This window comes from Methylocapsa polymorpha, from assembly GCF_045689225.1.
In the GTDB taxonomy this organism is placed as follows: Bacteria; Pseudomonadota; Alphaproteobacteria; order Rhizobiales; family Beijerinckiaceae; genus Methylocapsa; species Methylocapsa polymorpha.
The window spans coordinates 2,817,597-2,838,597 of sequence record NZ_CP136862.1 but is presented as its reverse complement, the minus strand read 5'-3'; the positions used below and the strand labels follow the sequence as shown (position 1 = coordinate 2,838,597).

Annotated in this window: 19 protein-coding genes and 1 pseudogene; 6 read left to right on the top strand and 14 right to left on the bottom strand. The window is 60.9% G+C overall.

All coding sequences use genetic code 11. The annotated features are described in order from the left end of the window. The first annotated feature begins 75 nt into the window (after nt 1–75). On the top strand, nt 76–687 hold the full coding sequence (locus RZS28_RS13105) for a hypothetical protein (RefSeq protein ID WP_407338186.1): 612 nt from the start codon (nt 76–78) through the stop codon (nt 685–687). 507 nt (nt 688–1,194) lie between these two features. Here the strand turns inward: RZS28_RS13105 and RZS28_RS13100 are convergent. The 5 genes from RZS28_RS13100 to RZS28_RS13080 all read right to left on the bottom strand — a co-directional run bounded on the left by RZS28_RS13100 (nt 1,195) and on the right by RZS28_RS13080 (nt 7,006). After that, nucleotides 1,195–1,839: a hypothetical protein gene (locus tag RZS28_RS13100; RefSeq protein ID WP_407338185.1), complete on the bottom strand. Its 645-nt coding sequence runs from the start codon at nt 1,837–1,839 to the stop codon at nt 1,195–1,197. A 1,755-nt stretch (nt 1,840–3,594) separates the two neighbouring features. Beyond that, nucleotides 3,595–4,335, bottom strand: coding sequence for a hypothetical protein (locus RZS28_RS13095; RefSeq protein WP_407338184.1), 741 nt, complete (start codon nt 4,333–4,335; stop codon nt 3,595–3,597). A 1-nt stretch (nt 4,336) separates the two neighbouring features. After that, the gene (locus tag RZS28_RS13090; protein WP_407338183.1) at nt 4,337–5,485 is read right to left on the bottom strand and encodes an AI-2E family transporter; all 1,149 of its coding nucleotides are present in this window, start codon (nt 5,483–5,485) and stop codon (nt 4,337–4,339) included. Nucleotides 5,486–5,630: 145 nt separating this feature from the next. Further along, nucleotides 5,631–6,179 carry a CDP-alcohol phosphatidyltransferase family protein gene (locus RZS28_RS13085; protein WP_407338182.1) on the bottom strand — a complete coding sequence of 183 codons (549 nt, stop codon included), beginning with the start codon at nt 6,177–6,179 and terminating at the stop codon, nt 5,631–5,633. Nucleotides 6,180–6,349: 170 nt separating this feature from the next. Beyond that, complete coding sequence (locus tag RZS28_RS13080; protein WP_407338181.1) at nt 6,350–7,006, bottom strand: hypothetical protein; 657 nt, start codon at nt 7,004–7,006, stop codon at nt 6,350–6,352. Between the two features lie 338 nt (nt 7,007–7,344). Between RZS28_RS13080 and purM the strand changes: the two genes are divergently transcribed. Then, nucleotides 7,345–8,409: a phosphoribosylformylglycinamidine cyclo-ligase gene (gene purM / locus RZS28_RS13075; RefSeq protein ID WP_407338180.1), complete on the top strand. Its 1,065-nt coding sequence runs from the start codon at nt 7,345–7,347 to the stop codon at nt 8,407–8,409. Between the two features lie 50 nt (nt 8,410–8,459). Beyond that, a complete protein-coding gene (purN, locus tag RZS28_RS13070; RefSeq protein ID WP_407338179.1) occupies nt 8,460–9,065 on the top strand; it encodes a phosphoribosylglycinamide formyltransferase in 606 nt (201 codons plus the stop codon). Between the two features lie 156 nt (nt 9,066–9,221). On the opposite strand, the gene RZS28_RS13065 is transcribed toward purN, so the two are convergent. Further along, nucleotides 9,222–9,479 carry a hypothetical protein gene (locus RZS28_RS13065; protein WP_407338178.1) on the bottom strand — a complete coding sequence of 86 codons (258 nt, stop codon included), beginning with the start codon at nt 9,477–9,479 and terminating at the stop codon, nt 9,222–9,224. A 449-nt stretch (nt 9,480–9,928) separates the two neighbouring features. Between RZS28_RS13065 and RZS28_RS13060 the strand changes: the two genes are divergently transcribed. Together RZS28_RS13060 and RZS28_RS13055 are read left to right on the top strand one after the other, a co-directional pair. Continuing rightward, nucleotides 9,929–10,669: an ABC transporter permease subunit gene (locus tag RZS28_RS13060; RefSeq protein ID WP_407341123.1), complete on the top strand. Its 741-nt coding sequence runs from the start codon at nt 9,929–9,931 to the stop codon at nt 10,667–10,669. Further along, nucleotides 10,666–11,458: pseudogene (locus RZS28_RS13055) on the top strand (ATP-binding cassette domain-containing protein). The gene RZS28_RS13060 and the pseudogene RZS28_RS13055 overlap by 4 nt, the downstream one beginning before the upstream one ends. Before the next feature lie 50 nt (nt 11,459–11,508). Here RZS28_RS13055 and RZS28_RS13050 read toward each other — a convergent pair. From RZS28_RS13050 to RZS28_RS13025, 6 genes are all read right to left on the bottom strand, one after another. Next, nucleotides 11,509–13,659 carry a molybdopterin oxidoreductase family protein gene (locus RZS28_RS13050; RefSeq protein ID WP_407338177.1) on the bottom strand — a complete coding sequence of 717 codons (2,151 nt, stop codon included), beginning with the start codon at nt 13,657–13,659 and terminating at the stop codon, nt 11,509–11,511. Nucleotides 13,660–13,716: 57 nt separating this feature from the next. Beyond that, nucleotides 13,717–14,853 (bottom strand): hypothetical protein, encoded by a 1,137-nt coding sequence (locus RZS28_RS13045; RefSeq protein WP_407338176.1) that lies wholly within the window; start codon nt 14,851–14,853, stop codon nt 13,717–13,719. A gap of 117 nt (nt 14,854–14,970) precedes the next feature. Then, the gene (gene ndk, locus RZS28_RS13040) at nt 14,971–15,393 is read right to left on the bottom strand and encodes a nucleoside-diphosphate kinase (protein ID WP_407338175.1); all 423 of its coding nucleotides are present in this window, start codon (nt 15,391–15,393) and stop codon (nt 14,971–14,973) included. 164 nt (nt 15,394–15,557) lie between these two features. Next, a complete protein-coding gene (locus RZS28_RS13035; protein WP_407338174.1) occupies nt 15,558–15,941 on the bottom strand; it encodes a response regulator in 384 nt (127 codons plus the stop codon). Nucleotides 15,942–16,038: 97 nt separating this feature from the next. After that, nucleotides 16,039–17,343: a PAS domain-containing protein gene (locus tag RZS28_RS13030; RefSeq protein ID WP_407338173.1), complete on the bottom strand. Its 1,305-nt coding sequence runs from the start codon at nt 17,341–17,343 to the stop codon at nt 16,039–16,041. 2 nt (nt 17,344–17,345) lie between these two features. Further along, nucleotides 17,346–18,539 (bottom strand): sensor histidine kinase, encoded by a 1,194-nt coding sequence (locus RZS28_RS13025; protein WP_407338172.1) that lies wholly within the window; start codon nt 18,537–18,539, stop codon nt 17,346–17,348. Between the two features lie 355 nt (nt 18,540–18,894). On the opposite strand from RZS28_RS13025, the gene RZS28_RS13020 reads away from it, so the two are divergent. Further along, a complete protein-coding gene (locus tag RZS28_RS13020; RefSeq protein ID WP_407338171.1) occupies nt 18,895–19,881 on the top strand; it encodes a LysR substrate-binding domain-containing protein in 987 nt (328 codons plus the stop codon). Here RZS28_RS13020 and RZS28_RS13015 read toward each other — a convergent pair. Both RZS28_RS13015 and RZS28_RS13010 read right to left on the bottom strand, forming a co-directional pair. Then, nucleotides 19,827–20,366, bottom strand: a complete 540-nt coding sequence (locus RZS28_RS13015) for a carboxymuconolactone decarboxylase family protein (RefSeq protein ID WP_407341122.1) — start codon at nt 20,364–20,366, stop codon at nt 19,827–19,829. The genes RZS28_RS13020 and RZS28_RS13015 overlap by 55 nt on opposite strands. A gap of 8 nt (nt 20,367–20,374) precedes the next feature. Then, entirely contained in the window at nt 20,375–20,929 is a 555-nt protein-coding gene (locus RZS28_RS13010) for a peroxiredoxin (protein WP_407338170.1), read from the bottom strand. Nucleotides 20,930–21,001 lie beyond the last annotated feature (72 nt).

Sequence of the window (21,001 nt, the reverse complement as noted above, 5' to 3'; positions counted from 1 at the left end):
GCGCCATTGCTCGGCGCTGCAGACTAGAATCCGGCCAGACGGTTCTGGCCGCGACTATGCGACGGAGACATGAGCGTGGGTTTTTCGCAGAGGCTTATCTTGGGGTTCGGACGCCATGCGCGCGTCTTGGCGATCGCGGCGGCGGCGCTCGCATCGTCTCTGAATGGCGCCCATGCAGGGTTTTTCGACTTCCTCTTCGGTCCGCAGCCCGTGCTTCGGAGCCCGGCGCCAGGCTATCCTGGCGGAATGGGGCCGCGCTGGCATCCCCATGCCTATTTCCACGCGCGCAGGCCCAGGGTCGTCGTGCTTCATCATCGTCACCTCGCGGCCGTGGAAAAAACGCGTCACGCGGCGGGGTCGCATGCGGCGCCGGGCATCATGGAGGACGACAGCCTGCAGGATGGCGACGCAGTCATGACGGAGCGCGGTATACGGGTTTTCACCGGCGACGACTCGAGAGATCACCACAAGCCCGAGGAATTCGCGAAATTATCCGAGACAAAGGGACTGTCCAGCCGCGCCCGCGCAGCCCTGACGGCGATCGACGCGCATCGCTCGGAGGGCGGCGGCTCGCTCTTGCGCGGACCCGATGTCGTGACCGGCCGCTCGGCGGCCGATTCCAAGGTTTCTGAAGGGGAGTTGATCACGGACCCGCGCGGCCGCGTGATCCGCTATGTCGGGCCGTGAAATAACGTCATAGCTGCGAGCGGTCCGCTTCCTCGCGGCGGAGGGGCTCGGATTGTATGCGATGGGTGTCAAGCGGTCATTCTTTCTATGACTTGGCCTGGCCGAAAGCAGAACGGCCGCTTAGCCCGATCAGCGCTGCGGAACGGACATTGTCGTCCGCACGATCGAGCGGCAGCGCTCGCCCGCAAGCGCCGATGAGACCGTCTGTTAGCTTTGACGGTAGTGCGCCACGTGGCAACGGTCTTCTGATTGATCCCGTCGCGTTTTGCCAGCGTTCTCAGCCTTCCGCGATGTATCGACCACCACTGTCGTCGTGGCCCTCCCGCGCAGAACCTGGCCCGAGCGCATCCCTTGATTCTTTCGACAAGAAAGCGCCATCAAAGCCTGGGATCAAACATCTAGGCACAACGCGACACTGGGCAGGCTGAACTTTGCTGCCGCCAGAATAGAGCGCGTGGGCGTCGTAATTGGCCTAACTTGGGTCGCGGCCGAATTCGGGGCCGATAGTTAATCGCCCAGGAGGGCTGCGCCGGCGTTCAAATTCTGCTTTTCAAAGGACGATCTTGCCAAGAGATTCGAAAGGCCACGCCCGGACTGCTCGAGGCACGCGAGTGCGTCTCGGCAAGAAATATTGAGAGGAGTGATGTGGTCGGCGCTGACAATCTGCACCACTCCCGACGAAGGGTCAGGCGCGCCGGGCATAAACACGGCGACTTGGCCATCGTTGAACGCGTCGACAAGGAACCCAAGGCGCCATCCATTGTTCATGCGCACCAGGACCGGCTTGAGGTCTTCGTTCGTCTTTGCCTCCAACCCTGCCAAGCGATCAGCGTATTTACGAACGGCGACGTAGGGGGGCAGTTTGTTTAGGACCTTCTCTTCAAGGAAGGATGCCGCGTCCTTTTCAATTTTAAAAGAACGCACGAAAAGCCCAGCGGCGAAGGCCAATAGCACAAGCGAAAAAGTCCCGACGACATAAACGGCGAGAACCGCCTCGCCTTTTGAAATTGGCAGCTTTTCCGCGAGTGGCGTCGCGGAATCGACAGCCATCTTGCCTGCCTTGATGACAACGAGGAGCACCGCAGCGAAGGGGAGCAAGAAGATAACGCCACCGACCACCGTCGTTTTCACAAAGTCGAAAATTTGCCTCATGACACCCTGCGTGCTTGGCGAAGCCTTTCCTTATAAACGCAAAATACCCACGCCGATGTGCGCAGCCGAGCCTTTAGCGAAAACATGTCGCACCTTTGCCTCGAAGTCTCGTGCTCGCCAAAGGGCGTCATCGATGAAGCTGGATGCTCTAGGTGCTGCAGGCCCTCGCCTGCAGCACCTAGATCACTCGACACTCGTTTTATGACCCGCCGCGCTCGGCGGCCATCATCTTCGCGATTTAGTAGCTGTGGCGACGGGCTGTCCGGCGAGCGGTGCGGCGCACCACACGACGGGCATAAAGCGCCTTCTCCACGAAGCTGTTGGACGCAACGAAGCCGTTGGATGCAACAATTTCCGTGCAGGCTCGCGAATAGTTCGCGGGGGCAGCCGCTTGAGCGTGGGCGCCGAGCCCTACTGCTAGCGCCGCACCTAATGCCGCGGCAGCGAATCCATGAACCGTCATCATCCTCATCGCAAACATCCTCCGTTTAAGGCGTTCGTTAATGGCAACGCGTGACACTTTTTGCCTATGAGGGCGCATTTAAAAAAGACTGCGCCCGAGTCCTGTCTCCGCCGCAGTCTTGTCGAAGCTTCTGTATCCTTCGCTCTCGCTAGACTTCTACTCGACAAATCCCCGCGCGTAGCCGTCGTAGACCTTGCAAGAACAGCCAGTCCCGAGCCATCCCGGCTCATAGAGCAAGCACGTCTTCACGGGAGTCGCGCAATAATTTCCGGAGCCCGCTGCGGGGGAAATCGCCACGCTTCGGCCAGTCATCAGAGGCGCGGTCCCGAGGGCCGCTAATCCCGCTCCATACCCGTAAGGGTAGCCGTAGCCGTAACCGTAACCGTAGTATCTGTGCCAGCCAGGGCGCCAGCCATAGTGCCGCCAGCCATGGTGCCTCCAGCCATAATGCCTCCAGCCAGGGCGCCAGCCATAGTGTCGATAGTGATGCCCATAGTAATAGTGGGCCTGCTCGATCTGTGTTGGTGGGGTTATAAGCTGCGAGCTCGATATGCTCATAGGACCGGCTGAAGCGGTCGCGGTGAGCGCGAACAGGGCGGTTCCGGATACGATCAAAATCCTTTTAATATCCATAACGCACCTCCTATGAGGCTATTCGACGCCTCCTGTGAGGGTCAAAGAAAAGACCTCATCGTCGCCAACGCCCATCTGGATGTTTCGTTCCAGTTTGGTTTGCATGTCTCCTCCTTGGCGATTCGTCCCGAAATGGACAGGCGATAGCGTATCATTGAGCGAATCCGGTTGTCGGGATAAGGCTTTGTCACGTTAGCTGGCTGCGAGTAATTTGGCGGGTAGTCTCGGCCGGGCATGATCCTACCCCATCAGCTACAAGCTCCATCGTTTCCCAGCCAGATCATCGCCCACGCCGCGTAGCTGTAGTTCCATTTTCCGCTCAGCCTGCGTTTGGTCGGGGAAATACTGCTCAAACGCGGGATCGTCGTCTCCTGCGAAACCGTCTGGCGCTGGGCGCGACGGCAAAAGGCGTCATTACGGAATGGTCAGCATGAAGCTTGACCGGCCGTCGGCGAGGGGGCGCCCACATCGGCCGCGAAAGTGTCCGCCCTGCGATTGCGATACCGCCGAGGTGGAAGTCCGGTTCGTGGCGGCCGGCCAACGTCCGCCGTGGGCGCTCCGCAGTCGGCGCCCGAACTTCGTGAACGGCTGCTGCGGAGAATCGGAAGTTGGTCTTGGAACGACGAGGTTGGGTCGAAAAGCGAAATTAAAACTGACTATTATCCTTCGCCCTGCAAACCCGGATCGTCGGCGTCATCCGACAAAACCCGAAGCACATCCGCGGCCATCGCCCTCGTGATCCGGCTTTGCCGCGACAGGGCCTCGCGATCAAGGGCGGCGATAAACGCGCGCGCCGCACCGAGCGAGCGGTCGAGGCGCAAAGCGGCATATTCGACGACGCTCGCATCGACAATAAGCTGCCTGTCGATGAAGAGCTTGACAAGGACGGCCCGCATCAAGGCTTCGTCCGGCATTCCAATTTCGACGCAAGGCGCGAGACGCAGGCGCGACAAGAGATCGGCAGTGCGCAGCCCCCAAACATCAGGCGGGGTCCGCGCCGTGAGAACCAGCGAGGCGCCGCGCTCGCGCATGAGATTGACGAGGTGAAACAGTTCGGTTTCAGCTTCGCCGATTGCATCGACATCCTCGACGAGAAGCGGCCCGGCGGCCAAGGCTTCTCGATCCGCCTTCGCCAGCAAAGCGGCGGATAGGACGCCGGCCTTCGCTTTCGCGGCCCAGATCGCGGCGAGATGGCTCTTGCCGGCGCCCGAGGGCCCGAGAAGGAGCAGCACGGAGTCCGGCCAATCCGGCCAGAGCTCGATCATCGCATAGGCTTTCTCATTCGAACCCGAGACGAAGAAATCCTCGCGGTCGAAGCACGGCGAAGGCGCAAGCTCCAGCGTCAATTGACGGTTGGGTGGAGCCCTATTTCGCGCGACGCCCATAGGCGGGCGAGCCATTTCAGCGATCCTTTTCCGGATTGATCACGGTCGCTTCGATGAATATCTTCGGCCGCGTCGAAGGCAGCTCGGTGAAGATCGCGCTCTCGCGATAGCGCCTGACCGCGAAGCGCAGGACCACGCCCGCCGCCGCCGCGAGGGGAACCGCGGTGATGAGGCCGGTGAAGCCGAACAGGCTGCCAAAGGCGAGAAGGGCGAAAATCAGCCAGACCGGATGCAGCCCGACCGAATCGCCGACGAGCTTCGGGGAGAGGATATTGCCTTCGAGAAATTGGCCGGTGAGAAAGACCCCGAGCGCCATGAACAGCAGCTTCCATTGCGGCCAATCCTGCACGATCGCGACCGCCGAGGACAAAACCAGGGCGGTGAGCGAGCCGACGTAAGGAATGAAGCTCAAGAGCCCCGCAGTGATGCCGATCAAAAGCCCGAAATTCAGTCCGATCAGCGTCAGGCCTATCCCGTACCAGGCGCCGAGAAAAAGACAGACGAGCGACTGTCCGCGCAAGAAGCCCGCCATGGCCGCGTCGATCTCGCGCGCGAGCTCCCGCACGGTGTCGCGGTAGCGAAGCGGCACGAGACCGTCGATCGTCGCGATCATTTTCTCCCAATCGAGCAGCATGTAGAAGGCGACCACGGGCGTGACGATGATGAGCGAAATCACGCTGACCAGCGCGGCCCCGTTCGTCCAGACCGACTTCAGGAAGGACGCCGCCCATTGCGCGGCTTGGACGAGCAGATCGGTGGTCGAAGTCCTAAGGTCTGCGCCGGTCTGAGCGCTAAGGCCCAGCTTCTGCAAGATGGCGCCGCCATATTCGCGCCCGAAGCGCTCGCTCTCGCTGGAGATCAATTGCTCGAGCTTGAAGACGTAGGAGGGAAGAACTTCGATAAAGGCGACGAGCTGGCGTCCGAGGATCGGCACGATCAGCACCAGGGCCACGACGAGGAGGAGGACGAAGCCCACCATGATCAGAAGAGTGGCGCCGAGCCGGCTGAGGCCGAGCCGCTCGAGCCGGTCGGCGACCGGGTTCAAAAGATAGCCGAGCGCAACCGCGGCGGCGAAAGGCAGGAGCACGCCGCTGAATACCCAGAGCAGAAGGATAAGGAGCAAAAGGACGCCGACCCAGAAGCCGATTTGCCATTCGAGCCGCATCGTCCCCGCCTCATTCCTTTGCCGCGTCCCCCGCGCCGACGGCTTTTCATAGCAAAAGCACGGCTTTTATGCTCCCCGCCTCGCGATGGCTCGACAGCTTTTTTTGCGCGCTGAGCCCTCCACGCGAGAGCGCTACGCCTCAGCCTCAAACGCTCATATGCCTGATCCATTGCTCGAAATAGGCGCCCGTCGAGGCGAGGGTCAGGAAGGCGACGGCGTAAATCGAAATATCGAACCAGACCCCGGCCGGAAAATCGAACGCCTTGACGCCGAGGACCATGGCCGCGCAGCCGAGTTGGACCAGGGTGTTCAGCTTCGAGATCAGGAGCGGCTTGACCGCCATAGGCTTGTGCAGGAACCAGGAGACCATGAAGGCGCCGACGATCATCACGTCGCGGGCGACGACGAGGATTGCGATCGTCGCAGGCAGCACGCCGACGATCGCGAGCGACACGAAGATGGAATCGATCAGCGCCTTGTCGGCGAGCGGATCAAGATAGGCGCCGAGTTCAGTGCGAAGATCAAAAGTCTTGGCGATCCAGCCATCGACCGCGTCGGAAATTCCGGCGAGGATGAAAACGACGCAAGCCGCCTGCCACCGCTCCGCGGCGATCATCGCAATGATGGCCGGAACGAGCATGAGGCGGCCGAGCGTGATGAGATTCGGCACGCTGCGGTAAAGCGAAAAACTCATTCCATTTCGACGCGTTGAAGGAGGTCCGTCGTCCGCATCAATCTAGTGTAACATGGCCACGGCCCAATTCATAAATAGGGTGGCGCGTTTGGAAGTGGAGCGGCCTTGGAGCAACGCCTGCGTTTAAGCGGAGGCGGCGTTTTTGCCGCGCCAGCTAGGCCCGACGCCCCTCAATCATTTTCCTTCTTGGGACAGTGCAAATAGTCCGATTGGAGACGCCGCCATGTCGCCGCAGGGTCGAACGCGTCCGACAATGCGCCTTCATAGGGGTCGCCCAAAAAGGCTTTCATGCCGTGCAGGATCATGTATTTCGGATAATAGTCAGGCGCGCCAATTTTTTGAATATCGGCGCAGAGCGACCCTAACGATTTCGGGCTTTTTGAAACGCGGTCGAACGCCGCCATAAATTGCGACTTTTTGCTCTTCGGGAGGTTCGAGAACGTGTTCATGATCAACACCTCTCCCGCTTGGCCCGCGCTCTGGTCCGTAACTCTTTCCGCATCGAAACGCGCATATATGCCTGCCAGCGCAAATAATTCTGTCGCTATTTCGAATTTATTCTCATTGATGCATTGCAAAACACCCTGGTACAAATCGGCCGGGGTAAGATCATTTTTTGCTTCGGCGATGGGAATGCATCCAACGGCCTTGGTGGCGGCAAGGCTTCCTTCAACCGTGTAATTCGTTACGTTTCCATGCTTCTCTTCAATAATATTCGGCTTTGATGACTCTCTTGGCGTAGATGATTCTTGAGCGACCGCCCCTCCCGATGTAAGTAATAGCATAAACATGCTTGCCTGGATAGTTCGATAGGTCGCACTCGCCATCTTAGGCTCCATTTGCTGCTTATGAGCATACTTCAAACTTATTTTATTTTCGCTGGAAGAAAGTCATAGCTCTATTATTGATAGATGCGCTTAACTCACGCGTGGGAGCGGGCAATGCGCCACATAGCCATTTGCGCCGCCGAAAAACATCGCTCACGGGGCGCCGCCTGGCGAATCCGACGCGTCGTAAATATGATGAAATATCTCACTCATTACTAGCCACGGCAGGCTAATTGCGTCGATTGCTTCGACCCCGTCGCAATGGCGGCGGGGACCGCCGATCTTGCTTTGCCGCGCTGGACGCGCTAGCCGTGACGGCTTCTCCGGCGGGGCCTCCCATGACCAAAAAAAATGGCCTCACCTATGCCGACGCCGGCGTTGACATTGACGCCGGCAACGCCTTGGTTGAGCAGATCAAGCCGCTGGTGCGGGCGACGCGGCGACGCGGCGCCGACGCCGAAATCGGCGGCTTCGGCGGACTTTTTGATCTCAAGGCCGCCGGCTTTAGCGATCCGATCCTCGTCGCCGCCAATGACGGGGTCGGCACAAAGGTCAAGATCGCCATCGAGACCGGCATTCACGAGACGATCGGGATCGACCTCGTCGCCATGTGCGTCAACGATCTCGTCGTGCAAGGCGCGGAGCCTTTGTTCTTCCTAGACTATTACGCGACAGGCCGGCTCGATCCGCAAGCGGCGGCTCAGGTCATCGCTGGCATAGCCAAAGGCTGCATCGAGGCGGGCGCGGCTTTGATCGGCGGCGAAACCGCCGAAATGCCGGGCCTCTATAGCGGGACCGATTATGATCTCGCGGGTTTCGCCGTGGGCGCGGTCGAGCGCGGCGGGCTCCTGCCCAAATCCGGCGTCGCACCGCGCGACCTTCTCATCGGCCTCCGGTCCTCTGGCCTTCATTCGAACGGCTTTTCGCTCGTGCGCAGGATCGTCGCGAAATCAGGCCTCGGCTGGGGCGACCCCGCCCCTTTCGAGGCCGCCAAATCCCTCGGCGAAGCTCTGCTGACCCCAACGCGGATCTACGTCAAGCCCGTGCTGAGGGCGATCGCGGCGACTGAGGGCGTGAAAGCCTTGGCCCATATCACCGGGGGCGGATTTCCCGACAATCTGCCCCGCGTGCTGCCGCCTGGCCTCGGCGCGCGGCTCGATCTCGCGGCGATCCTGGCTCCTGCGGTCTTCGCCTGGCTCGCGGAAACTGGCGGCGTCGGCGAGACCGAGATGCTGCGCACGTTCAATTGCGGAATCGGCATGGTTCTCGTCGCAAGCCCCGAGAGCGCCGAGGCTCTGCTGCGCGCCTTGCGCGACGAGGGGGAAGATCCGGTCGCGCTTGGGGAGGTCATCGAGGCCGCCGAAGGCCTGCGGGTCATCTACTCCGGGCGGCTCGGCCTGTGACGGCCCGGCGCAAACGCACGGCGATTTTGATCTCGGGGCGCGGCTCCAACATGCGGGCCCTAATCGAGAAGGCGCGAAGCCCTTCGTTTCCGGCCGAGATCGCCCTCGTTCTATCGAACCGGCCCGACGCGCCCGGCTTGGCCTATGCCAAGGACAATGGCGTAGCGACCGCCGCCGTCGATCATAAGATCTATGCCGGACGCGAAGAATTCGAGCGCTCGATGCAGGTGCTCCTTGATCTGCATCGGATCGAATATATCTGCCTTGCGGGCTTCATGCGCATGCTGACGCCCTGGTTCGTCGGGCACTGGCGGGGCCGGATCTTGAACATCCACCCCGCCCTTCTGCCCGCCTATCGCGGCCTTGACACGCATGAGCGCGCCTTGGCCGACGGCGTGAAGATCCACGGCTGCACAGTGCATTTCGTCGTCCCGGCCTTGGATGAAGGACCGATCATCGCGCAGGCGGCGGTGCCTGTGCTTGATTCCGACACGCCGGCAACGCTCGCGGCCCGCGTTCTCGCGCAGGAGCACATCATCTACCCGGCCGCGCTCGAACGCGTCGCCAGCGAGAGCCTGCTTGTCCAAGGCAATCACGTATTTTGCGGCGATCCTGTGAGCCCGCCGCCGCCCTTGCGGGTTCCTTTCGCCGATTAGGGCGACGCAGTCGAGCGACAGGCTAGGCTAGCGCGCCTCCCGATTAGATGGAATCATCTGATCGGGAAGGAATCGCTCAGTTTCAAAGAGTTGGAGCATGTTCTGATCGAAAAAGTCGATCAACTTTTTCGGAACATGCTCTAGCTGCGCGTCATTTCATACAGTTTCGTCCGCCACCTGAGCGAAGCCCGCCTCGGTCAGCTTGAGAAATTTGTCGTCCTTGCCGACCTCGATCCATCCCTGCTCGACGGCATATTGCTGTCCCGCAGCGAGATCGCTGAGTTGCCAACCGTCCTGAGCAAAAGGCAATGTGAAATTATTCATCAGCTCGGTTTGGCCGGTCAGGCGTCTATGTCGTCTGAAGATCGTCAGAATATAGCGCGCGCTGTCTTCGGCGCTGTGTTCCTTAGCCATCACAACTCTCCCATGATTTCTGAGGCTCTTCCTCAATCTGAACGCCGGTCATTGAGCGTCGTCTTTGCTTCAATCCGCTGACTGATGATTTTTCATGCAGTATTCGCGCCGCTGGCCGGCCATACGAACCAACCAAGCGCGCCCGTCAACGAAACCTTTGTTTTTTGGGCGCAGTCACTTCCCAGACGTCATGTTCGCTTCGCTCCAATCGCGGCGGATCACAGCGAACCGAGCCGGAAATTTCAAACCGGCCTATGCCTGGCCCGACGCTTATTGACAAAGTCTATCGACATAACAAAGATCGTCGGCGCGCCACATGCTGGCGGGCGAAGACGGCGGGGACGAAGAGCAAGATGACCGACGCGCCTTCGACCTTTGCGGCGGCCGAGCCGCTGGTCGCGCCGCGACGAGAGTTTGGGCTCGCCAAGCTCTTCTCGCGGGCCGACGCCATGTCCTGGCTCGTTCCGGCCCTGCTCCTTGTCATTTGGCAGGCCGCCTCGTCGTTTGGCCTTCTGGCGAGCAATATTCTCCCCTCCCCTTTGGCGGTCGCGGAGGCGGGATGGAGGCTGGCGGCGTCTGGCGCGCTTGCGACAAATGTCGAGGTGAGCTTCCTGCGGGCGATGGCGGGCCTGATCGTCGGCGGCGGAATTGGCTTCGCGTTCGGGCTCGCCAATGGCCTGTCGAGATTGAGCGAAAAGCTCACCGACACGACCTTGCAGATGGCGCGCAATATTCCGCACCTCGCCCTCATCCCTCTCGTCATCCTTTGGTTCGGGATCGAGGAGGAGGCGAAGCTTTTCCTGGTCGCGCTCGGCGTGTTTTTCCCGATTTATCTCAATACATTGCATGGCATTCGCAACGTCGATCCGCAGCTCGTCGAAATGGGCCGCGGCTATGGCCTCTCGACGCGCGCCCTGTTGCGCCGCGTGATCCTTCCGGGCGCCCTGCCCTCGATCCTCGTCGGCCTTCGCTACGCCCTCGGCATCATGTGGCTGACCCTGATCGTCGCCGAAACCATCGCGGCGCAATCGGGCATTGGCTATATGGCGATGCAGGCGCGCGACTTCATGCAGGTCGATATTGTCGTCTTCTCGATCCTCCTTTACGCGGCCTTGGGCAAGCTCGCCGACTCGGCCGCCCGCCTGCTCGAAAGGCTCTGCCTCTCATGGCATCCGGCCTTCCAGCAATGAGCCCCGCGCCTGATCTCGCCGCCGCTCGTCAGGGCCGCCCCAACAGAGGCGCGTCCTTGACCATTCGCGGTCTCGGCAAGAGTTTCGGCTCCGCCCAAGTCCTGCGCGGCCTCGATCTGGACGTTCGGGCCGGACAATTCGTCGCCATTGTCGGGCGCAGCGGCTGTGGCAAGAGTACTTTGCTTCGCCTCATCGGCGGCCTCGACCAGCCCTCGGAAGGGTTTCTGCGGTTCGGCGGGGAGGCTGGGGCCGCATCCGGCCAAAGCCTTGCGCGGGTGATGTTTCAGGAGCCGAGGCTTTTGCCTTGGACGCGGATTCTGGCCAATGTCGAGATCGGCTTGGGTTCGGTCGGCGACACGCCGGATGCGCGCCGCCGCGCGCTGGAAACCCTCGCCGCCGTCGGCCTCGCGGAGCGCGCGGGGCGAATGGCCGTCTGTGCTGTCTGGCGGACAAAAGCAGCGGGTGGCGCTTGCGCGCGCGCTCGTCAGCCGGCCGCGCCTGCTCGCCTTTGACGAACCGCTCGGCGCGCTCGACGCCCTCACAAGGATCGAAATGCAGCGCCTTTTGGAGCAGATCTGGCTCCGCGACGGATTCACCGCCATTCTAGTGACCCATGACGTCGCTGAAGCTCTCACCCTCGCCGATCGGGTGGTGATGATCGAGGCGGGGCGGATTGCGCTCGACCTCGCCGTGGACCTGCCCCGCCCGCGCCGGCGCGGCTCGGTCGAGCTCGCCAGGCTCGAGGAAGGCATTCTCGACCTGCTGCTTGGCGCGAATGCCGATGGTTAGCGCGCCGGAAGCAGATTCTCGATGGTCAGGGTTGGGTCGGCTGCCCAAACTCAAACTGAAACGCCGCCAGCCATCTCGCTCGCCTGACCTCGATCCGCTTCCTTGACAGGATCGATCGCCTTCCTCGCCCAGACGCGAATATCGTGGAAGGCCGCGCCCCCATAGGGCGCGACGGTGTCGGCGCCGGTCAGCGTGTTGATGCCCTTTCCATCCTCGAAAAGCGCATTGGGCATGATCCCTTCCGAGATCATCACCCCCGGCTGCAGCCCGTCAAACAGCGCGGCCATCAGCCTGACCTGCCCCCGCGCGTTCCCGAGAACCAGCCTGTCTCCCTCCGCAACGCCAAGCCGGGCCGCGTCGCGCGGATGGATCAGGACCTTCGGCTTGCCTTCCGCCGCCCGCGACGAGCGCGTTTCGGTAAAGCTTGAATTCAGGAAATTGCGCGCCGGGCTCGTGGCGAGACGAAACGGATAGGCCTCATTGGGCGTCTCGATCGCCCCCCAATGATCGGGCAGGTTCGGCATGTCGCGCCAGGGTCCGCGCGGGACGGAGGTCCCGAAAGGCACATTGCCCCAATCCGGCTTGAAGCGGAATTTCTTGTCCGGCCAGGCGAAGCCATTGAGATAATGCGCGGTCTCGAAATCCGGCTGCGCGTCGAGCCAGCGCTTTTCTTCAAGCTCGGCGAGCCCGCCCCAGCCGGATTCGCGCAAGGTCGCGTCGATCAATTGGCGCGGGCTCATCGCAAAGCCCGGATGCTCGGCGCCGAGCCGCGCCGCCAAGGCGCAAATGACCTCATGATTGTTGCGGCATTCGCCCGGAGGCTCGATCAGCTTGGGGCCAAAGCCGATATGCTGATGCCCGCCGCCCAAATAGAAATCATCATGCTCCAGAAACATGGTCGCGGGCAGGATGATGTCGGCCATGGCGGCGGTCTCGGTCATGAACTGCTCATGCACGGCCACGAAAAGATCGTCGCGGGAAAAGCCTCGCCGCACCTTCGTCTGATCCGGCGCGACCGACATGGGATTGGTGTTTTGCACGAGCATGGCCTTCACCGGCCCGCCGCCTTCGAGCGCGTCCGGATCGCCGGTGAGAATTGGGCCCGTGCGGGACTGATCAAGCGCGCGGATGCTCGAATCGACAACGTCCAGCCCTTCGATCAGCCGCTGGCGCATATGGAAGATCGCGCCATTGTTGTGGAAAGCGCCGCCGCCCTCCTCTTTCCATGCCCCGGTCACGGCGGCGATGCAGGAGGCAGCGTGCATATTGACGGCGCCATTGCGCTGGCGCGAGAAGCCGTAGCCGAGGCGAAAGAAGGTCTTTTTCCTGCGGCCGACGAGATGGGCGAAGGCCTCGATCTCCTCCGGCCTCAAGCCGGTGATCGCCGCCGCCCATTCCGGCGTGCGGGTTTCGAGATGCGCCTCAAACTCATGCGGCGCGTCCGTGTATTTTTTGAGATAATCCCGATCGGCGAGACCGTCGCGGAAAAGCACATGCATGACGGCACAGGCGAGAGCGCCATCGGTTCCGGGCTTCAGGCATAGCGCGAGATCGGCCCGCTCCATGGTGGCGTTGCGGTAGATGTCTATGGCGACGATCTTCGCGCCGCGCTCTTTCCGCGCCCGGATCGCATGGGTCATGACATTGACCTGGGTCACGACCGCGTTGGTCCCCCAGATCACGACGCAATCGGACTTGGCCATTTCGCGCGGATCAGGCCCGGCCATCCGCCCCGTGCCCGCGATAAAGCCGGGCCAGGCGATATTGACACAGATCGAGCCGTAGAAGCGGGAATAGCGCTTCGCATGGGTGAGGCGATTGATCCCATCGCGCATGAGGCGGCCCATCGTGCCGCCGTAATAATAGGGCCAGACGCTTTCCGCGCCGAAATCGCGTTCGGCTTTCAGGAAGTTGTCCGCGATCCGGTCGAGCGCCTCCTCCCAAGAGATGCGCGCGAAGGAGCCCGACCCTTTCGGGCCGGTGCGCTTTAGCGGATAAAGCAGGCGGTCAGGATGATGGATGCGCTCGGCATAGCGGGCGACCTTGGCGCAGATGACGCCGGCCGTATAGCTCTGCTGCTTCGCGCCATGAATCCGCCCGATGCTGCGCCCGTCCAGGACCTCGACGTCGAGGGCGCAGACGGACGGACAGTCATGCGGACAGGTGGAAGGGCGGCGGGAGATTTGCGGCGCGGCGTTCATGGCGCGTCATGATCCTATGATGCCGGGGTTTCTGCAACAGGAGCACGGGCGCGGCGCTTAAGTCTCCGAAACTTCGAGGCTCAGCGCCAGCAAAGTATCCACTGCCGCAATGTAAGCGGCGTGGTCCGGGTTCTCAGGGTCGAAAGGCGTAAAGGGCCCGGTTTGCATCGCCGTCGAAATTGCGTTGACGGAGGGAAGGTCCATACTCGCCTCTTTCGTCATCACGTTGCGGAGCTCGCGTTTGGGCATGGAAGGATTGCTCCGCCGCTCGGCGACAAAGACGCTCTCGAGGATTTCGACCGATTTAAGCTCCTTCGAGACTTGTGCAAGGTGCCGAACCGAAATGAATAATGGCGTATAGGCGACCGGCAACGGCTGCGAAGATACCAGCGAAATTTCGCGAGCGCTGTTGCGGCCGCCCTCGACCTCAACGCCTATGTCGATGTTGACCGGTATGCTGCGCTTCAAGAGGCGCTCGGCCGCCTTCTTGATTATTTTTACGAGATCGTCCGCGCTGACTTTCGCTTGTCCCGAACCCTCCGTGGAGACCTTCCATTTGGCGTCGGCGGTCGCCGAATAGACATTGCCAAGGATGAGGCCCTCGGCGCCAGCGGGGTTCATTTTCGGGTCGAGCAGCGGCGCCAGAGGCGCGCATTCTGGCCTGGTCTTCGTGGCCTCGAAGCTTTTTATAGCTTCCGCTTCGCCGGTGCTGAGAAAGGATACGTTCTCGAAACGCAGCGTTCCGGCGCGTTCGAAGCGCAGCTTCACGCCGCCCTCGCCGAGGCTCGCGTCCTCAATCGCGGCTTTCAGGCTCGCATTCAGCTCCGACTCGGTTGCTTCCGTCATGCTCGGCAGATTGGCGCTGCCGTGAACTTCCGCCAATTTTGGAAAACATGTCGGCTGCCGCGATCTAAAGCCGCCAAGCGTCGTTTTATAGACGTCGCCGGGCGTTTCTCCCGCAGGCGCGATAATCGGCAGCAGGCCCAGAGGCTGAAAGAAAGCGAAAAGCTTGGCTGTCGGATCGTCCAAAGCGTCGCGAAAGGCCTCGGGCTTTCCGCCGCCAAGAAAGCTGAAATGGCGCTGGAGCCACTCGCGAACATCGGAGTAAGCCGGACGAAGCAGCGTCAAAACGCCCAAAAGCGCAAGTGCGGCGAGCGCCGCCCGAGCGCCGGTTCGTCTGGATGGAGCCAGCATGTCGGGCCCTCGCGCGACGCCTCAAATCCGCGCGAGACCCAAAGTAAGCCCCGCACAAATTCAGTTTGAGGCTTTCAAGCTTGAGGGGCAAGTCATAAAGGCGGCGGATAAGCGGTCTCAGCCGACGATCTCATTGCCGGAAAACCATTGCGCGATCTCGACCGCCGCGGTCTCGGGCGCGTCGGAGCCATGCGCGGAATTCTCCCCAAGCGAGACCGCGAATTCCTTGCGGATCGTGCCGGGATCGGCCTTGGCCGGATCGGTCGCGCCGAGCACGTCGCGATATTTCTTGATGGCGTCCTCGCCCTCGAGCACCTGCACGACGACGGGGCCGGAGATCATCGTGTCGACGAGCTCGCCGAAGAAGGGGCGCGCCTTGTGCACCGCATAAAACGTCTCCGCCTGCTCGCGCGTGAATCTGACCCGCTTTTGCGCGATAATGCGCAAGCCCGCCTTTTCGATCAGGGCGTTGATCGCCCCGGTCAGGTTGCGCCGCGTCGCGTCGGGCTTGAGGATGGAGAAAGTGTGTTCAATCGCCATGGCGTCCCTGCATCGGAGGTGAAGTGTAAAATCACCGCCGCTTATAGAGACGCGCGCCGAGTTTGCAAGGCGCCGCGCCGCTCACGTCTGATTGTGGCCGTCTTGTCGCTCCGGCCCCGGCGGCTTGCGCATTGAAAAGACGAGCGAGGACGCTACGAAGCCGATCAGGCGGCGTCGCGGTCCCTGTCGCGCAGTTTGAGCTTGTCGATCGCTTTCAGCATGTCGCTGATGCGATAAGGCTTGGGGAGGAAGACGCTGTCTTCGACCTCCATTCCTTGCTGGGGCGAAAACCCGCTCGTATAGATCACCGGCAGGTTCGGACGCCGGCATCTCGCCATATCGGCCAGAACCCAACCATTGACCCGGCCCGGCATTCTGATGTCGGTAAGCAAAAGGTCTATCCGCGGGATTTTTGGCAGAATATATGAAGCTTGATCTCCGTTTTCGGCCGTGACGACCTCGAATCCCGCGTCTTCGAGTTCGAGGACGAGCGAGTCTTTCACCAAGGTTTCGTCCTCGACGACGAGAATAACGGGCTTATTCGCCATGCTTAAGCTTTCGCAAACAGGAAGTGGAATCGGCGCTCGGACGGCTCGCGACTCTCGAGCCGGGTCATTCCATCGAACTGCTGGACGGCCCGCCGACTCATTCGGGAGACGCCGGAATGTCAGCGGATTTTTTGGCCTTTTTGCGCTCCGATATGTCGATGATAGCGGCAATCGCGCCAAGCGGCGCGCCCTTCTCATCCAATAGCGGCTCCGCCGACATCATCACGTCCACCGAACTGCCGTCGCGACGCACCAGTCTGCCCTCGATGGGCGGCGCGGCCTGACCGGTCAGAGCAGCCCGCTGCAGCGGCTGCTCCCAGAACGCCAATTCTCGATCATGGTCGAATAGCCGGTAAGGCACGGGCACGTCTCGTGGTCCCTTTTGATCGTCTCTTTCGCCGAGGAGCCGAATCCCATAGCGATTGACTTGGACATGCTGCATCGGATCATTGCCCGCAATGAAAATTCCCGCAGGGAGCAGATCAAGGATCCGCTCCATCTTCTCCACCCGGTTTCGCAGCTCGCAGGTCAGGCTGCAGATCTCGGTTTCGGCGGCCATAATCCGGGTCACGTCAATGAAATTCACGACGACGCCGGCGACCGCCTCGCCATGAGCCCGATAAGGCAGAATCCGCATCATGTAATGTTTGGCGCCGTCGTCGCTCTCGACTCGAGTCTCGATGGCCCCGAGCGTGCGCAAAACATGCTCCGCGCTTTCCTGAACCAAATCTAGGCGGAGGCGCGAACGTATCTGCGAAATCGGCCGGCCGACGTCGGTTTCAGCTAAATAAAATAGGTCCTTCGCCGCTGAGGTAAAGCGCTTGATCGCGAATTTCCGGTCGAGAAAGACCATCGCAATCTGCGCGCCCGCCAGAAGATTGGCGATTTCGCTGTTGGCGCGGCTAAGCTCATCCACGCGCGCCTTCAGCTTGGCGTTCACTGTCTGCAGCTCTTCGTTGATCGATTGGAGCTCTTCCTTTGAAGTTTCCAGTTCCTCATTCGCGGACTTCAGCTCATCATTGATCGAGGACAGCTCCTCATTGCCCAATTTCAGCTCCTCGATCGCTTTCAGCATTTCACCGAGGCGATAGGGCTTTGGGAGGAAGATGCTGTCTTCGACCTCCATTCCTTGCTGAGGCGAAAACCCGCTCGTGTAGATCACCGGCAGGTTCGGACGTCGGCATCTCGCCATATCGGCCAGAACCCAACCGTTAATTCTGCCCGGCATTCTAATATCGGTAAGTAAAAGATCTATTTGCTGCATTTTCGGCAGAATATATGAAGCTTCATCTCCATTTTCGGCCGTGACGACCTCGAATCCTGCGTCTTCGAGTTCGAGCACGAGCGAGTCTTTCACCAAGGGTTCATCCTCGACGACGAGAACAACGCGCTTAATCGCCATGTTCAAGCTTTCGCAATGATAGGAAGTTGAATCGATATTCGGGTTCCGTGCTCGGGAGCGCTCTCGAGCTGGATCATTCCGTCGGACTGCTGAACGAAACCATAGACTTGGCTGAGGCCAAGCCCGGATCCCTTCCCGACCGGCTTCGTTGTAAAGAACGGGTCGAATGCGCGCGTTTGCACCTCCTTGCTCATCCCGCAGCCAGTATCCGCAACTTCGATCTCCGCGCCGAGGACTTTTTCCCCGCCGCGCCCCATTTCGATCGTCCGGGTCGTGATCTTCATCTCGCCTCGACTCTCCATAGCGTCACGCGCATTCACAGTGAGATTGAGGAGCGCCTGCTCCAGTTGATTGCGATCGACCCATACATTTCCCACCTCAGGATCGAGGTCGAGGACCAGCGCTCTATGCTCGCCCAGCGCGTTCTTAAGAAGAGGCGCAAGATGAGACACGAGTTCGTTGACCCCGACGCTCATCGGCTTGAGCGGCTGTTTGCGCGCGAATGCGAGCATCCGGTTTGTAAGGGCGGCGGCTTTTTCGGCGGCGAGCGTTGCCGTCTGAAGCGATTTTGCTAGCTTCGGGTCCGCTATTTCACTCTGCCGGGCGGCGCGATCCAAACTCATGAGGACTGCCGTCAGCAGATTATTGAAATCATGAGCTACGCCGCCGGTCAATTGGCCAACCGCCTCCATTTTCTGCGCCTGCCGCAGCATGTCCTGCGCCAGGCGCCGCTCATCGACCTCTTTTCGAAGAGCCGCCAAGGCGGCGTCGCGCTCCTTCACATGCAAGGCGAGGGAGTCATTGGCCTGCCGCAGCTGCTCGGGCGAGGCCAGCTGGAGCACCCGCGGCAGCAGCGGCCAAAGCACCATCGCGGTGGCGACGGAGGCGACGGCGGTGAAGGCTTTTACGAGCGCCTCCAAACCATAATCAGGAACCCAAAGGGTCCAAATCGACATGAAATGGGTTGTGCCGCAGGCCAGGATGAACGCGACAAAACACCACATTACCCAGCCGAAACCAAAGTCCGGTCGTTTATAGGCCAAATAGGCGAGGACGAGCGGGATCGAATAATAGGCCAGGCCGATGACCGTATCCGCAGCGACATGAGTCCAGATCAATTCCGGGCGCCAGAGTAAACATATGCCATGCGGAGATAAACTATCGGAAGTTAGAAACGCCGACATAAACTCAAACACGATAGGCCTTCTTTATAACAAGAACGTAACGAGACCGCTTGCCGGGGAATCCGCCAGTCGTCAGGTAAGCCTACAACACATCAGACAAAAATACACGCTGGCGAGAGAGATGTAGCCTGAGCTTGAGCTTTCTCCATGATTTATACAAGTTTAAGCCACGCTTGCTTAGCTGTTTGATCAAACTCTAAGGGCTCATGCTCAAGCTATTTTAGCTTAGGCTCGATAAGACTATCACTTCAAATACAAATATACGGCTTTGTCAAAGCTCTTCATGATCGGACCGCGATGAGAGAACTCCGCAATCCTTAAACGGAGGCGATTGTTTAAAGCGCTATGAATTGATATTGTTAATTTAATGAACTTGCGTGACCTCCGCTATATTGTCGCCGTCGCCGATCTCGGCCATTTCGGCCGCGCCGCCGCCGCCTGCCATGTCAGCCAGCCGACCTTGAGCGGCCAGATCCTGAAGCTCGAGGAAGAGCTCGGGGTCGGCATTTTCGAGCGGGTCGGCAAATCGATTGCGACCACGGCCGCAGGCGAGCAGATCCTGGACCATGCGCGACGCGCCATCGCCGCCGCCGACGATCTCCTGGCCTGCGCCAAGGCGCGCCGCGATCCTATGGTCGGGCCGCTGCGGCTCGGCGTCATCCCGACGCTCGGACCCTATCTGACGCCTTTCATTCTGCCGCGGGCGCGCGAAGCCATGCCGGCGACGCCTTTGCTTCTGGTCGAGGATTTGACGGCGCGGCTCATCGAGCCCGTCGTTTCAGGCCGGCTCGACGCCGCCATCATCGCCTCCGACCCGGAGACGGACGCGCTCGAGAGCATGGCCTTGTTCGACGAACCGTTCTTTCTGGTTCTGCCGGAAGATCATCCGCTCTCGCGCAGCGCCTGCGTTGACGCCGCGGAGATCGATCCGCATCGGCTTTTACTGCTCGCGGATGGGCATTGCCTGCGCGATCAGGCGCTCGACCTCTGCCAGCACCCGGATCTCGGCGAGGACGCCATGGCCGACATGCGGGCGACGAGCTTGCAGACCCTGCTGCAGATGGCGGCGGCGGGATATGGCATGACCCTGGCGCCGAGCCTGGCTCTTTCGACGCACGCGGGCTGCCGGGCGGTCTCACTGCGCGCCGGCTGGGCGGGCCGCATGCGTCGCGCCGCGTGCGTCTCATCTCGCGCCAGACCAATCCGCGCCGGCCCGCGATCGCGGCGCTCGCGGAGCTTATTCGAGGGAGCGTCCCAAAAGATGCTGTGGAGGCGTCGGAATAATCCCGACGCCTTCACTTATGCGACGGCGACCGGCAGGCGCGCCGCCTCAAGGGCCACGGCGACGGATTGAACGATCGCGGCGCATCGCGCCGCGAACTGGATCGTCTCGGACGTCACGCCCGCCGCCGCCAGAACCTTTTCGTGCGCGTCGACGCAGGCGCCGCAGCCATTGATCGCCGAGACCGCTAGGCACCAAAGCTCGAAATCGACCTTGGCGACGCCAGGGCTTCCGATCACGGACATTCGCAGCTTCGCCGGCATTGTCCGATAGGCCTTGTTCGAGGCGAGATGCGTGAACCGATAGTAGACATTGTTCATCGCCATGATGGCGGCCGCCGCGCGCGCCGCATCCCGCGCCGCCGGCGAAAGACGCGACGCCGCCTCTCGATCGAAAGCCTGCGCCACATCGGCGTTGCGCGTGGCGATTGCGCAGGCGAGAAGGAGGCCGTATTTGGCCTCTTCGCCAAGCGCATCGTCGTTGACGAGCGCGGAAAGGTTCAGTCGGACATCGCGGGCGAAGTCGGGAATCCTGTCTTTCAGGCTTTCGATCGACATGAGGCGCCTCATGCAATCTCGAGAATGTCGCCGCCGACATCGCGGTTGCACGGACAAAGCTCGTCCGTCTGCAAGGCGTCGAGCACGCGCAGCGTGTCCTTGGGCGCGCGGCCGACATTGAGATTATTGGCGTAGATATGCTGGATGACATTGTCGGGATCGACGATGAACGTATAGCGATAGGCGACGCCATCGGGCGAGCGAACGCCGAGCCCATCGGTCAGCGAGCCATTCGTATCGGCGAATTGCCAGATCGGAAGCTTGGCGAGATCCTTATGCGCGCGCCGCCAGGCGAGCTTCACAAACTCATTGTCGGTCGAACCGCCAAGCACCACGGCGCCGCGATCCTCGAATTCCGTGCTGAGACGCGCGAATTCGGCGATCTCGGTCGGGCAGACGAAGGTGAAATCCTTTGGATAGAAGAAAATGACCTTCCATTTGCCAGGAAAGCTCGCTTCGGTGAGCGCCTCGAAGGCGCTTACGCCGTTTTCCTCATGCGATTCGAAACCGGGCTTGACGCCGACGACGGAGAAGCTCGGAACCTTGGAGCCAATTGCGACCATCTAAAAACTCCTTTCGAGAGCGTTCGACGCCGGAGCATCGAACCTGAAGGGAGCTATAAAAGCGGGACTTAA

Excerpts from the sequence above, each read along its gene's own strand:
- RZS28_RS13085 (WP_407338182.1), bottom strand. The coding sequence starts at position 6,179 with ATGAGTTTTTCGCTTTACCGCAGCGTGCCGAATCTCATCACGCTCGGC.
- RZS28_RS13065 (WP_407338178.1), bottom strand. The coding sequence starts at position 9,479 with ATGGCTAAGGAACACAGCGCCGAAGACAGCGCGCGCTATATTCTGACG.
- ndk (WP_407338175.1), bottom strand. The coding sequence starts at position 15,393 with ATGGCGATTGAACACACTTTCTCCATCCTCAAGCCCGACGCGACGCGG.
- RZS28_RS13020 (WP_407338171.1), top strand. The coding sequence starts at position 18,895 with ATGAACTTGCGTGACCTCCGCTATATTGTCGCCGTCGCCGATCTCGGC.
- RZS28_RS13060 (WP_407341123.1), top strand. The coding sequence starts at position 9,929 with ATGTCCTGGCTCGTTCCGGCCCTGCTCCTTGTCATTTGGCAGGCCGCC.
- RZS28_RS13050 (WP_407338177.1), bottom strand. The coding sequence starts at position 13,659 with ATGAACGCCGCGCCGCAAATCTCCCGCCGCCCTTCCACCTGTCCGCAT.
- RZS28_RS13035 (WP_407338174.1), bottom strand. The coding sequence starts at position 15,941 with ATGGCGAATAAGCCCGTTATTCTCGTCGTCGAGGACGAAACCTTGGTG.
- purM (WP_407338180.1), top strand. The coding sequence starts at position 7,345 with ATGACCAAAAAAAATGGCCTCACCTATGCCGACGCCGGCGTTGACATT.
- RZS28_RS13045 (WP_407338176.1), bottom strand. The coding sequence starts at position 14,853 with ATGCTGGCTCCATCCAGACGAACCGGCGCTCGGGCGGCGCTCGCCGCA.
- RZS28_RS13010 (WP_407338170.1), bottom strand. The coding sequence starts at position 20,929 with ATGGTCGCAATTGGCTCCAAGGTTCCGAGCTTCTCCGTCGTCGGCGTC.
- purN (WP_407338179.1), top strand. The coding sequence starts at position 8,460 with ATGCGGGCCCTAATCGAGAAGGCGCGAAGCCCTTCGTTTCCGGCCGAG.
- RZS28_RS13015 (WP_407341122.1), bottom strand. The coding sequence starts at position 20,366 with ATGTCGATCGAAAGCCTGAAAGACAGGATTCCCGACTTCGCCCGCGAT.
- RZS28_RS13100 (WP_407338185.1), bottom strand. The coding sequence starts at position 1,839 with ATGAGGCAAATTTTCGACTTTGTGAAAACGACGGTGGTCGGTGGCGTT.
- RZS28_RS13080 (WP_407338181.1), bottom strand. The coding sequence starts at position 7,006 with ATGGCGAGTGCGACCTATCGAACTATCCAGGCAAGCATGTTTATGCTA.
- RZS28_RS13090 (WP_407338183.1), bottom strand. The coding sequence starts at position 5,485 with ATGCGGCTCGAATGGCAAATCGGCTTCTGGGTCGGCGTCCTTTTGCTC.
- RZS28_RS13095 (WP_407338184.1), bottom strand. The coding sequence starts at position 4,335 with ATGGCTCGCCCGCCTATGGGCGTCGCGCGAAATAGGGCTCCACCCAAC.
- RZS28_RS13030 (WP_407338173.1), bottom strand. The coding sequence starts at position 17,343 with ATGGCGATTAAGCGCGTTGTTCTCGTCGTCGAGGATGAACCCTTGGTG.